10 protein-coding genes are annotated in these 12,876 nt (G+C 41.6%); 6 read left to right on the top strand and 4 right to left on the bottom strand.

From position 1 onward, the window contains the following. The coding region (locus FXV91_RS10250; protein ID WP_229390494.1) for a monomethylamine:corrinoid methyltransferase at positions 1-136 on the top strand (136 nt) is incomplete at its 5' end. A gap of 187 nt (positions 137-323) precedes the next feature. Here FXV91_RS10250 and FXV91_RS10245 read toward each other — a convergent pair. Next, positions 324-506 carry a hypothetical protein gene (locus tag FXV91_RS10245; protein ID WP_229390489.1) on the bottom strand — a complete coding sequence of 61 codons (183 nt, stop codon included), beginning with the start codon at positions 504-506 and terminating at the stop codon, positions 324-326. Between the two features lie 1,179 nt (positions 507-1,685). On the opposite strand from FXV91_RS10245, the gene FXV91_RS10240 reads away from it, so the two are divergent. The 4 genes from FXV91_RS10240 (at position 1,686) to FXV91_RS10225 (ending at position 5,695) form a co-directional block, all read left to right on the top strand. Next, positions 1,686-2,357, top strand: coding sequence for a hypothetical protein (locus FXV91_RS10240; protein WP_229390488.1), 672 nt, complete (start codon positions 1,686-1,688; stop codon positions 2,355-2,357). Positions 2,358-2,521: 164 nt separating this feature from the next. Next, the gene (locus FXV91_RS10235; protein WP_229390487.1) at positions 2,522-3,358 is read left to right on the top strand and encodes a hypothetical protein; all 837 of its coding nucleotides are present in this window, start codon (positions 2,522-2,524) and stop codon (positions 3,356-3,358) included. Positions 3,359-3,799: 441 nt separating this feature from the next. Continuing rightward, positions 3,800-4,687, top strand: coding sequence for a hypothetical protein (locus FXV91_RS10230; protein ID WP_229390486.1), 888 nt, complete (start codon positions 3,800-3,802; stop codon positions 4,685-4,687). 408 nt (positions 4,688-5,095) lie between these two features. After that, positions 5,096-5,695: a hypothetical protein gene (locus FXV91_RS10225; protein ID WP_229390485.1), complete on the top strand. Its 600-nt coding sequence runs from the start codon at positions 5,096-5,098 to the stop codon at positions 5,693-5,695. Between the two features lie 896 nt (positions 5,696-6,591). On the opposite strand, the gene FXV91_RS10220 is transcribed toward FXV91_RS10225, so the two are convergent. Next, entirely contained in the window at positions 6,592-7,245 is a 654-nt protein-coding gene (locus tag FXV91_RS10220; RefSeq protein WP_229390484.1) for a hypothetical protein, read from the bottom strand. 487 nt (positions 7,246-7,732) lie between these two features. On the opposite strand from FXV91_RS10220, the gene FXV91_RS10215 reads away from it, so the two are divergent. Continuing rightward, positions 7,733-8,545: a sulfite exporter TauE/SafE family protein gene (locus FXV91_RS10215; RefSeq protein ID WP_229390483.1), complete on the top strand. Its 813-nt coding sequence runs from the start codon at positions 7,733-7,735 to the stop codon at positions 8,543-8,545. 81 nt (positions 8,546-8,626) lie between these two features. On the opposite strand, the gene FXV91_RS10210 is transcribed toward FXV91_RS10215, so the two are convergent. Together FXV91_RS10210 and eno are read right to left on the bottom strand one after the other, a co-directional pair. Further along, on the bottom strand, positions 8,627-9,796 hold the full coding sequence (locus FXV91_RS10210; RefSeq protein ID WP_229390482.1) for an ABC transporter permease: 1,170 nt from the start codon (positions 9,794-9,796) through the stop codon (positions 8,627-8,629). A 1,362-nt stretch (positions 9,797-11,158) separates the two neighbouring features. Next, complete coding sequence (gene eno / locus FXV91_RS10205) at positions 11,159-12,445, bottom strand: phosphopyruvate hydratase (protein WP_229390493.1); 1,287 nt, start codon at positions 12,443-12,445, stop codon at positions 11,159-11,161. Positions 12,446-12,876 lie beyond the last annotated feature (431 nt).

Genomic DNA, 12,876 nt, shown 5'->3' with positions numbered 1-12,876 from the left:
GAACTATGCAAGCGCACCAGCTGGAAAGACTTTCCAGGAATGCTACGATGTAAAGACAATAACCCCAACTGACGAATACATGCAGGTCTATGACGGAGCAAGAAAGAAGCTAGAAGACCTGGGACTTGTATTCTAAGCCGAAAGTTTATATTTGGTGTTCAGTCAATTAAGTCCGGGAATTCCATTCCCGGATTAGTTTTTACTGACCAGTCATCTACCGAACCAGTCATTTCTATAGAGTCAACCGTTTCAAACAAATGTACTGTTTCTTTTGCGGACTGGCTATATCTAGTTCCGGAGCGGCAGTTCTTAGTATGTCTTTTTCAGAACCTCTGGTACAGTAGTACATATGTTCTAATCTCCCTCATGTTTGCTACAGGACAGCCGGGCATATACATCTCTTTTCTTCGCTGCCCGAATTGCGATTCGGGATCACAGGAAATCAGAGATTTCCTGGGAGTTACATGCACTGTAAGTGCAACAGCCCGCGATCCTTTTCGCTCCAATTCATTTCGTTCAAGAGGACTAATTTACGGGTTAGAGCAGTGAGATTCACTTAGGAAAACTAATTTATGGACACTGTTCCCGAATTATGTTCAAAAAGGTCAATTTATAAGTTATAGTAGTGAGTTTCGCTCAAGTAGACAAAAATTACAAAAACCTGAAAAATATTTCCTTTCACGCTCTTTTTATTTCAGTCGAATACCCCGCTAGCTTGCTGCGGGGATGGAAAACTTCCCAGGTAACCGTTAATAATAATATGATTCATCAATTCCATTTTTTGGTGTTAACTTCTGCTCAGACTAAATGTTTAAGGCTATTGTTTCCTTTAACGGAATTTGGAGGGGGGCGCGAACATACTCCGTTGCTTTTAGCGGGGTGCACCAGCACAAATTTGTTTTTTCAATAGAGTTGTCAGACAAGTTGGGGGTTCATAGAATTCAGGTTGGAAAGCTGTTTTCAGGTTCCTGTCACATTCAATTCATCCAGGGCGGTTAGAGCAAACATACATTAATGTGACCATTTGATCCTGTCTGCAGTAATGGAAGATTTGTAAAGAGAAGGCAGAATCGAAAATTAGCGCAGTTGAAACTTCATATTGAAAGACAAGTATGAAAGGGATAGTTGCTCACGAGCCAACGTTAGGAACGGACAGGAAGAAGGGATGAAACCTATCCTTCTAGAGTAATCGTTTCGATTCTCGTGTGTGTGTGAAATGAGGCTTTGATTCACTCGTAAGCAACCGGTATCTTACTACCGTATTATTCTATTTATAAATTTCGGTAGTGACTTATTTGTTCATTTTTGATATACCTTATGATATATAAGAAGGTCAAACATTTTTTTTCCTTCAATAGGATAAATGAGTTAATAGAATAAGTGGGAGAATTCTTCAGATTACTTTTCCTATCGTTTTCATAACAAAGCTAATATCCTCACATATCCATACTTACTTAAGAGACAATCTGGGGGCATGAAAGATTCTACCGCTTGATGAAAATGAGGCGTTAGAGATAGGGTTATCTCTGGTAGATGAAAAGGACGAAGCCGGTATAATTGAGATCCTTAACTATCTATCAGAACTTGCAGCAAAATATGCAAGGGAAGGGCTGGAAAGTGATACTAAAAGATTAATCGAATATATAAAAGAGGTAGGAATAGCGTCAGCTCTTTCTGGATGCGAAATGGTTGTTACAAATACCATTCTTCTTTTTGCCCCTATTGCAAAAGAGGCTTGCAGGCGTGGTATGGAAAACATTGTTGTTAATATAGCGCTTGTTCTTGGCGAAATTGGAAAGGCGGCAGCAGGGCAGAAAATGGAGGTTCCAGCAAAGATTGCAGCATCCTGTCTGGGAGAGATGGGAAATACTGCAGCCTTTACGAGAACCCGAAAAGAGATAATAGCAGTCATTTACGCTCTTGGGGAGATTGGAAAAAGCGTAACAAAACAAAGTCTGGGGGATGCCGCAAATAGTACGGCAGCTTTACTCGGGGAAACAGGAAAAGTTGCAGCAGGCCAGAACTTTGAAGATGCGGCATTAAATGCCGAACTTCTATTACAGGAAATAGGCTCCGGGGCAATTGAGAAGAACCTGAAAGAAACTGCTGATACCAGTGTCCGTTTACTCGGGGATATTGGGAAAGCCGCCGACAGGCAGGGACTTGAAAGGGCGCTACTTCAGGCAGTTTATTCCCTTGAAACCATTAAGTTTGATGCAGAGGATCGCTATCTCGTGAGTGCATCCATTATAGCCGAAGTGGCTCTCATGCGTTTTGAGAGCCTGGATATCGAGAATCTGGAATCAAAACTAAACAAAAATTTTAGAGGAAAGAGAAAGTTTCCTGATATTGATTGAGGGGTTTTTCGAGTCCTGGAGAAGAACAGTCCGGGCAAGAATTCGTGTGAGTGTCTGAACTGCACAGCACCTGCTTCTGTAAAGAAGAGGTCTGAATACCGGCAAGGTTATTTCATATCGAGATTCCCTTCCCGGATCTAAGAAATTTTACTGGGGTGTTTCGAATGTCTATTTTAAATGAAGCCAGGGCAACAGACCTTGGCTTAAGCTCTGTCAAGGATAATGATGAACTGGGTGTATTGAGGTCCATAGATTTTTTAACAGAGCAGGGGACGAAATATATAAATCAAGGGCTTGAGCCCGACGCAAAAAGGGCTATAACCAGCATAAGAGACATTGGAAATGCCGCTGCCCTTCAAAAAATGGAACTCGGAGTTTTAATTTCCCTGATCTCTCTGGGAAGGATGGCTGAGGCTGCCAGAGAACAGAAAATGTCTAACACCGGTTTAAGTATTATTTACTCTCTCTGCGCAGTTGGAAAGTCTGCAGTTGGACAGGAAATGGAGGCAGCGGTGAGGATCGCAGTTGCATACCTCGGGGAGATCGCAAATTCTGCATCCCTTCATAACATGAAAAGAGAATCTCTCGTATCTTCTCTTGCGATAGGAGCTATAGGAAAAGAAACATCCAGGCAGCAGATCGTCAGGGTCCCGGAGAACGGAGGACTTTTTTCTCCCGGATCAAGCATTCTTCTATCTGTCTCTCAGGACATGGACGAGCCACTTTTTTCTGAAGAGTTCCAGAGTACGCTGACCCACCTTATGGAACACAGGGGAGAAATCCATTCTCACCAGCAAGTGCCTGTTTCTTCGGAACATCAGTTTCAAGAAACTGACTTCAGAAACTTTGAAAATATCATTATAAAGGCTGCTGATGCGCTTGGAACAATAATGCTTGAACCTAAAGAAAAATTTCTGGTAAGTTATATGCTTCTGACAAAACTTTCTCTTGAAACATTTAGTAGTTCCGAGTACATTCATGAAGCCGAATCTTTTGAATGAGTAAACCTGAGTTGAGTAAGTAAATCTGACTTAAATAAGTAAATTTACTTGAATGGGTCTTACTTAAAAGGCAAGTTTCCAACCCTTAATTTCAATTTACCCACTCTTTTAGCCATAAGCCTTTTTTCCTGGAACTTTGAAAGAAGTTTTTATTCTCCATGAAAGGTTGCTTTTCAGGTTTACCGACAGCCTCAAACCTAAGAAGTTTCATAATGGAGTACCTCTATTACAAAATAGCAACACTAATATCCCTTAATTTCATAGAGTAAGCCAGGCAGTATTACTCCGTATAATAGTTATATCCCGTTCAGTAGTTTTATGCTGTGAAACATTTTTAAACTGACATAATCGCATAAAAATTACGCTCAATTATTGTGTAAATATGCAGGAAAACAGGCTTGAAACTTGAATTATTATATACTGGTAAAAGGGGCAAAAAGAATGATCACATTAAATGAGGCAGAGGCAGTCGACATAGGTTTGTCCTCAGTTGAGGAAAGAAATGAGAGCAAAGTTTTCCAGGCGCTGGATTCCCTTACAGGGATCGCAGAAGGTTTCTTCTCTGAAAATGAAGAGGCAGATGCAGCAAGAGTTGTCCTTTCTATTTCGGATATTGCACAGGCAGCTGCGCAGGAAGGAATGGAACTTGTTACGATCAACTCAGCTCTTGCCTTCGGGAAACTGGCAAAATTAGCAGCAAAAAAAGGGTACGGATCCGTTCTGAACAGGACAATGATAGCAACTGGGAAGCTCGGAAGAACAGCAGCTTCAAGTTCGCTTGAAGCAGGCTCAAAAGTAGCTGCTACTACCATGATGGAAATCTGGAACCTTCCCTACCCTGAGAAAAAAGATCAGGAAGAAATTGTTGCCTTTTCCCTGCTCTTAAGAGATATCGGGTCTGCTGCCGCGATGCAGGGTATGGAAGAAGCTTTGCTTAACGCAATAACCTGCCTTGGAGAGGTCGGAAAAAAGGTAGCCTCAGAAAGCCTTGAGGCTGAAACTATCAGCACTCTTCTGCTGCTTGAGGAAATAGGCAAGCTTGCTGCAGAAAAATACTTCGACGAGGCGTTGAGTTCAGTAGCCCTTTCTATTGAAGATGCAGGAAAGCTTTCTTTGAAAAACAAACTTCGTGAAGCTGTACTCCAGAGCCAGTGGGCGCTTGAGACTCTAAAAGTACAGGCTGAAGAAAAAGCCCTGACCAATTCTCCTATTGTTACGGAAATGGCTCTTGACAGCTTTAAATTCCCGGGAGTCACGGAAACCGGTGAAAAAACCGAGAAACTTCAGGAGATAAAGGAGCTGCAGAAAAAGGTTTATTCAAGCCTGTGATCAGCAAGAGCCCCTTAAATGTCGCTTTTTAATTTATTTTAATTTATTTTAATTTATTTTAATTTATTAGATTTTACTAGATTTTACTAGATTTTACTAGATTTTACTAGATTTTACTAGATTTTATTCTGTTTTATTCGGTTTGATTCTATTTTATTTTTGATCTATTTTATCTCTTTATGGTATATATTACAAATCAAATCTTCCCTGGATCTTATTTATTATAAATAGATCATTATCTTTTAAGCAGATTAAATAGATTCTTTTCTATTTATACGAATTTTCTTCCAATTCAAACTTTTTCAGTCCGGCTTTTGAGATTAATAAAGAGATATCAGTAAAATACGAAAAAGTAATAACCTGAGGGCTCATAAATTGCAATAACGGCTGTGAAACTGGAGGCTAAATTTGCTTTTAACAGAAGAAATCCTTCTGCTTGAGCCCGGGCTTAAGGCAGTTAAGGCTCGAGAAGAGGCTCGGCTTCTCAGGATAATAGATGAACTGGGTGAGCTTGGAATAAAGTTTTTTTCCGGTCAGCTCCCGCGGGATGTAACAGGCGGGGCAATTGAGTGTATAAAATCCCTGGGGCTGGCTGCAGCTGACGAAGACATGAAATCCGGTGTCCTTAACGCGGCAGCTTCCCTCGGGTTGGTCGGGCAAGAAGCGGCAAGAAATGGAGCTACCGAAGCGGTAATGGAGACTGCTCTTGCTCTTAAGGCTCTGGGGGAAAAAACAGCTGATATGGAAACTCTTTTTTCTCTCAGGCTGATAGCTATCTCCCTGAAAGAAGTCGGGAAAGAGGCTATAAAACAGGGAATGGAAAAAGAAGCTATTATAAGCCAGTTATGCTTAAAGGAACTCCATATCTTTTGCAGGGGCTCGGAAGATGAATTTGAAGCCTTCAATGAAGACTTCTTTTCTTTAATCAGGGATATCGGAAGGTGCGCTGCAGATGCGGGCCTTGAGAAAGCCGCAATAAACGCAGCAGCCCTGATGGAAGATTTCTAATTACTAAAAAGATACTGCCAAAACACTGTAAAGAGCCCTTTATCTATTTTTGGATTACAACTAAACCCGGAGAACTCTCATTTTTTAATTCCTGCACAATTCATTCTTCTTTATATTCCGGTATTAAAAATAGTTTATTCTGGCAGGCGAAAGGTAAGGAGTTGAACCCTTTCGCCTGCCATGAAGGTTGTGTTGTTGGTATTCACACGGGTAAACATGCCAGAAATCCGCATGAATTTATGTTCATATAATATATATTATAAAGGAAATGTATTAACTCTTTTCCTTTAATGCCAATGTTAGGCTTTTTATAATTATTCCAGTACCTTTTCAGCTAAACGAGCATATAATGTACATAACAAATCCGTGACCACATAAAATCATTAATATAAAACATTAAGCAATTCTCTCACTTTTAAATTAATTAATAATCTGTTATTAACCGGTGAATATTGATCCAGGTATTTAAAAGACAAAACGCGAAAAAGAGCATTTTTAAGTTAACATCTGGTTCTGTTTTTATAGCATCTCCACAGATTTTTATATCACTTTTACTTACTGACTTTTATCTTTTGTCACCTTTGTTTTTCTTTTCTATCTTTAAAGCTGCTCTTCCTAGTCGAACGTGAAAAAACAGTTATGAAGAGCGAATAAGGAATACTGATAAAATATATTGTAATTTAGTCCTCCTGAATAAAGTTTACCACCATAACCCATAAATTAGTCCTCTTGAGCGAAACGGAGTGGAGCGAAAAGGACCGCGTACTCCCGAGTCGCAATTCGGGCGAGTCGCAATTCGGGCGAGACGCAATTCGGGCGAGGCAGAATTTAAAAAGAGAAGTCTGAGAAACAGGGGTTAAAACCCTGCGAGATGGCTTCTCTTTAACCGTTATATTTTAGTTTTTAGTTTCATCTTTTTCCACGCAGATGAGCTCTTCAGCATATGGTAGTTTCTCTTCCATCCATGTGCAGAAATCCTTCCACTCATCGAGCTTGTGGTGGCGGCGCTGGAAATAAATATTTCTAAGCTCGGCGTAGTTCGTTATGACTGTCCTTTTCTGCATGTAAGCGCTCGGGAGGTCCTGGACAAGTTCCCTGAAGACTGTTTTTCGGTATACATTGTCCTCTTCACTGTCCCCTTCACGGGATTTGTAGGCTTTGATAAGGTCGTTGAGGTGCCGGATCTGGGCGTTCCTGTATTCCGACATAGTATCAAAGGAAAAGTCGTGCGGAGCCAGATCCCTGCTGGTCAGCTTATGCATTGTTGAGGTTGAATTCTTTTCCGTAAATTTGTAAGTATCAAATTCTTTCCACCAGTATAGGGGAGCCGTGAGGTCAAAGCAGACTGTAATGAACCTGAGAAACTTGCCATGCTCGTTTCCTGCAAGGGTCAGACGCTTTGCCAGGTTAAGGTCCTTTTCTCCAAGTATGCAGTTCCCTGCCTGATCAGGCTCGCTGCTGTCCATAAGGTGCCATGAATTCATGGGATTCCTCATGCCTTTAATTGCGTAGTATATATTGTATGTGCCGTGTAACTCGATTTTGATCATGAAAGCGCCTCTTTAGCCCGGTTATGTAAATAAATTATAAACCCGGTCTGGTAAATACTTTCTAGTGATAGATACTGTAAACATGCTCTGGCTAATACTTATAACTCATTTTAAATATTTGTTGCGCAGAAAAAAGAGTTGGAAGATAAGGCAGAGACCCCATCCTTAAAAATACGTAGCACACTGGATATTCTGGATAATTCAGATAAAGAGAGAAATATGCAGATACTTTTGAGAAGAGAGATAGACTTTCCAGGGGTAAATTATTTAAGAAAACCGATCACCCTTTTGATCCATGATTTATCCTTTCAAGTACAACCTTTCTGCAAGTTCCGGATTTTTCCGTATTACCATCAGTGGCAACCCTGCATATTTTCAGTACGATACTGTTAACTTAAATAAACTCGCAGTTTCATGCAGAGAACAATTAGAAACATGTTTTTAAACAGGAAAAATCCGGAAACAAAAACAAAATACTGAAATGGAAATGACCCCTACAGACCCCTTATACATTGGAATCCTCTTTCTCACAGGCGCTTTTACAGGTGTGATCTCAGGCCTTCTGGGTGTGGGAGGGGGTTTTATTATGTTCCCTATCCAGTACTGGCTCTTGCAGGAAACGGGACTGCATCCTGACCTGGCTATAAGAATAGCTCTCGGGACAAGCCTTTTTGTAATCTTGCTCAATGCTATTAGTGTAACTTTAAAGTACCAGCGAAAGCAGGCAGTGCTCTGGAAGCAGGCAACTCTTATGGGAATTTTTGGGTCAGCTGCTAGTTTCGGGGGGGCAGCAGTTGCCTCTTACCTGTCGGCAGCCGTACTGAGCACAACTTTCGGGATCGTGGTCATACTGGGAGCGCTCAAAACGTACACAACGCCGGCTGTAAAGGAAAATGAAGAAATAAGCTCCAATAAACTCTCTTATGCCTTTGCAGGTATTCTGATAGGCTTTTTTTCTGGGCTTCTCGGGATAGGGGGAGGAGTAATCGGAATTCCAATAATGTTGATCTTTCTGCGTTTTGATATGCTGAAAGCCGTTGGAACCTCGGCTGCTGTAATAATTTTTACTTCTTTTGGAGGGTCACTCGGATATATTGTCAATGGCTGGGGACAGCCTGAGCTTCCTCCTTATTCCCTGGGATATATTAATTTGTTTAACTGGGTTTTGCTGGCAGTGCCTGGGTCTCTCGCGGCAAGAAGAGGAGCTGATATTGCCCATATAATAAATCCCGAATATCTGAAACACCTTTTTGTGCTCCTTATGGTCTATGTGGGGCTGGAAATGATAGGAATTATCTGAAACACATGCTTGATATGAATTATCTGATATACCTGCTGACAGGGCATTTCAAAAGTTATTGCGCTACTCATCCAATCCTGTTCAGGCGCTTTCAATAGCTGTTACAGGGTCAAGTTTTGCAGCTTTCCTTGCAAGGTAGATGCCCGAGATGATATTGATTATGAAAGCAAAAAAAGCAGCATATACAAAATTAAGCGGCTCTACCTCAAGGGGAAGAGTCTGAAGCCCGAAATACATCTCCTGAGGGACTTCAATTTCATAGCTCTTCAGGGCAACAGTCGCAACATAACCAAGAATTGTACCGAGGACCAGGCCTATGGCTCCGAGGACCATGGACTGGAAAATAAAGACAATCATTATGCTTTTTTGAGAAGCCCCCATAGCTTTCAGGATGCCTATTTCCCTTGTTCTCTGGGCAACAATGGTAATAAGAGTATTTGCGATCCCGAAACCCGCAATCCCGTAGATCAAGAGGTAAAAAATATTTACAAATATCATCTGGGTTTCCAGGAGACCGAGAATTTCAGCATTTGCTTCGCTCCAGCTTACGGCATCAAGCCCGGTATCTCTCTCAATCGAAGCTGCAATGGTATCTGCCTGGTAAGGGTCTGCAACCCTGACTCCTATAGTGCTCACAACTCCGGGTTCATTAAAAAAATTCTGCACAGAATCCAACCTTGCATAGGCTGTTACTTCATCTGCAGCAGTGCCGGTATGGATCAGGCCCACGACCTTAAAAGAAGTTGTTTGCGAGCCCGGAAAAACAGCGTCCACCCTGTCTCCTATATGAACTTCAAGGTTTTCTGCAAGTTGTTCCCCGAGCAGGATCCCGTACCTTGTATGGACAAGGCTCATGAGGTCCCCTTCTATAACGTCCTCACTCACCCTCATAACATTCTCTTCAGCTAGAGGGTCGACTCCCTGAATAGAAACCCCTTCGGCACTGTCCCGATATTCCAGCGCAGCCTGGCCCAGATATCTAGGGGATACAGCTAGAACTCCTTCTCTTTCAGCGATTCGGGCAGATGTATACCTGTAAAGGTGAATGAATTCTTCTTCCTCGTCTTGAGGACTGATAACAATATGAGGGTTATTTTCTATGCTTGCTGTCACAAGCTCGTCCTGAAACCCGGAAAGCATTGCCATCATCACCGTAATTACAGCAACCGCAAGGGCAACAGCAAGGATGGCAAAAAGGGTCTGCTTTTTTCGGGATAATACCTGCCTCAAAGCGATTTTCAGTTCATACATCTGAATAAACTCCTGGACCCGACCAGACTGTCAGAATTTTCAGGCAGCCTTAAACCTTCAAAGTGTCAGGGGATTCAACTTACTAAGCGTTTCAAATTTCGGAGAGATTCGGACTTAAAGGGATTCTGAGTTATTAGATTTTCAGATTTTCAAACTTTCAGATTTTTAGACTTATTTAACTTTCAAGGGATAAAACATACATGGATTTTTGAGCAATCCTGATACTTTAGACTTCTGTATTCATTTTTGGGAAGCTGATTATAAATCTGTTTCTAATACAGGGAAGAAAAAAGACAGAGCAAATGTAAAAGTGGAAGAAAGACCAAAAAAATATAAAAAAGTAGAAACAAACAATAAAAGGTGTTAAGATGGAATAAAAAAGCAAAAGCTGAGAGAAAATTAGATATGAATTGTATTGAAAGAGCAGGTTGCCCACATTCATGCGTGGTATTTTGAATAAACACAGCTCGTTCGAAATTTATAAGCCCGTACTCTAACCCTTACAACCATATCCGCTATTTCATGTAGTTTTTATCACGCCCGAGTTTCGCCACCCGAGTTTCGCTTCCTGAGTTTCGCTTCGGGATCACAGGAAATCGAGGATTTTCTGGGAGTTGCGATGTAATCGCAACAGTACGCGGTCCTTTTCGCTCCACTTCGTTTCGCTCAAGAGGACTAATTTATGAGTTACAATAGTGAGCTTGGCTCAAAAGTCCTAAAAAGAACTAGATTACAATTATTTCTAACCTGTACCACCTTATTCGCTATACCGAACCGTTTTTATCATGCTCGACGAAGGAGAGCGGCCTTTCCCAGGAAAAAGAAGAGAAAAAAGAAGAGAAAATACAAAAGGAAAAGCTGCTGAAAAGGCCAAAAAATGATGTACTCAAAGCCCTATCAGTGTGAAAATAAACAGAATTACCCTACTTAAAAAACGCCTCTTTTTAAATTTCTTTTTTATTCTCAATTTCCTTTCTTTTTTTGAAGGATCACCAGACAGGTTGGCGGAGGCGCTTATATTTTACCAGAATCCAAAAGCGATTTCGGAGTTAAGGAAGGTATTATCTCGAACAAGCAGAGTATTTTTCTTTTCCATTCATCAAAGAAGCAGGCTCCAACCTGGTTTCGGTGCGAGACGAAAGAGATGGATAATGCTATTCAGGCCGCATCGGATCAATATCAACCAGTTTCCCATCAATTAGCAGAAGTCAGAAACATAAGAAGTTAGAAACATAAAAAGACTCAAAAGTCAGGTGTCAATGAAAAAATGAGCTAAAAGACTAAGAACTAAGGAGCAAAAAACTAAGGAATAAAAGTTAAAAAAGTGAATAAAGTTAATTAAAAAAAAGTTGATTAAAAAAGTTAAAGCTGCACGTAGTGTGCAACTTCACCGAGATCTTCTTCTATTCTGAGAAGCTGGTTGTATTTTGCAGTCCTTTCGCCGCGTGCCGGAGCTCCGGTCTTGATCATTTCTGCTCCTATTGCAACCGCAAGATCTGCGATGGTGGTGTCTTCGGTTTCTGCAGAGCGATGGCTTACGATTACTGTGTAGCCGTTTCTGGAAGCCATGCTTGCGGCATCAAAGGCTTCTGAGATTGAGCCGATCTGGTTGACTTTAAGGAGAAGGGCATTTGCTGATCCCATGTCCACACCTTTTGAGAGCCTCTCGATGTTTGTGACAAAGAGATCGTCACCTACAATGATCGTGTCCCAGAGTTCATTGGTAAGGGCTTCAAAGTCATCGAAGGCTTCTTCATAGAAGGGATCTTCGATAGAAAGGATAGGATAGGAGTTCACAAGCTCCACATAGTAGTCAAGCAGTTCCGGGGCAGCCAGTTTCTTTCCGTCAATTGAATAGAATTCCTCTTCATAGAACTCTGTCGCTGCAGCATCAAGCCCGATTGTAACCTCGGTCTCGGTATAGCCTGCTTCTTCAATTGCATGTACGAGGGCGTCAAGGGCTTCTGTGGACTCGCTCATTTTGGGGGCATATCCACCTTCATAGCCCACATTGGTGGAAGAGCGCCCATATTTTTTCTCCAGTAACTTCCCCAGGGTCTGGTAGATTTCAGTCCCGATCTGAAGAGCTTCGTAGAAGGTTTCTGCGCCTTTGGGCTGGATCATAAATTCCTGAATTGCAAGCTCATTTCCTGCGTGTTTGCCTCCGTTCAGGACATTCATTGTGGGTACCGGAAGGGTAAAAGCATTAGAGCCGCCGAAATAGCGGTAAAGGGGCATATTAAGGGAATCAGCTGCAGCTTTTGCAACCGCCATGGATACACCAAGAATAGAGTTGGCTCCGAGGTTCGATTTGTTTTCGGTTTCATCGAGTTCGATCATAAGCTCATCGATTTCCCGCTGGTTTCGCACATCAAGTCCAAGCAATTCCTTCTGGATAATGGTATTTACGTTCTTGACTGCGGTCAGGACTCCCTTTCCACCGTACCTGTTGGGGTCTGCATCGCGCAGTTCAAGGGCTTCGTTCGTACCCGTGGAAGCTCCTGAAGGGACGCTTGCTCTGCCAAATCCCTTAGGTGTGAACACATCAACTTCAATAGTGGGATTTCCCCTTGAGTCCAGGATCTCCCGAGCATGTATCTTTTGGATCTTATATTCTCCAGAATCCTGCTGTAAACCGATATACGACATCATTTCACCCTTTCTAATCTCTGATCTATTTATACATATATTCTGTTATTTGAACTTGACTTTTACTTAACCTAACCGTTACATGTCCGAATCGTATTTAATTCTTTATCCGGTTAGAACGAATAAATTTACCTTAGTTTTGCCCGTGTTTCTCACAGAAGAGACTCCTATTTTCACGCTTCCGGCATCCTGTCTGCCTCGGGACAGCAGTACTTAAGGAGTCTCATTTTTGAGGATTGACTCTTTCTTCTTTGACTCTTTCCTCTTTTAGAATGGATCTTCCTCACTTGAAGAATTGAAGATATACATGCGCTCAAAACTTGTTATTCCATTTATCAGAAATGTTTATTTCCAACCTTTGGGAACTTCCATGCTTTATATGGCAAAATCTATCTTCATGTTTCTGAATAGTCTATTTTCTGCTTAAAGGA

Source organism: Methanosarcina sp. DH2, assembly GCF_020804225.1.
Classification (GTDB): domain Archaea; phylum Halobacteriota; class Methanosarcinia; order Methanosarcinales; family Methanosarcinaceae; genus Methanosarcina.
The sequence above is the reverse complement of the archived record's forward strand: the minus strand, read 5'-3'. Positions and strand labels throughout refer to the sequence as shown.

Coding starts and splice junctions, on each gene's coding strand:
- FXV91_RS10220 (WP_229390484.1), bottom strand. CDS start 7,245: ATGATCAAAATCGAGTTACACGGCACATACAATATATACTACGCAATT.
- FXV91_RS10240 (WP_229390488.1), top strand. CDS start 1,686: ATGGTTGTTACAAATACCATTCTTCTTTTTGCCCCTATTGCAAAAGAG.
- eno (WP_229390493.1), bottom strand. CDS start 12,445: ATGTCGTATATCGGTTTACAGCAGGATTCTGGAGAATATAAGATCCAA.
- FXV91_RS10230 (WP_229390486.1), top strand. CDS start 3,800: ATGATCACATTAAATGAGGCAGAGGCAGTCGACATAGGTTTGTCCTCA.
- FXV91_RS10215 (WP_229390483.1), top strand. CDS start 7,733: ATGACCCCTACAGACCCCTTATACATTGGAATCCTCTTTCTCACAGGC.
- FXV91_RS10210 (WP_229390482.1), bottom strand. CDS start 9,796: ATGTATGAACTGAAAATCGCTTTGAGGCAGGTATTATCCCGAAAAAAG.
- FXV91_RS10235 (WP_229390487.1), top strand. CDS start 2,522: ATGTCTATTTTAAATGAAGCCAGGGCAACAGACCTTGGCTTAAGCTCT.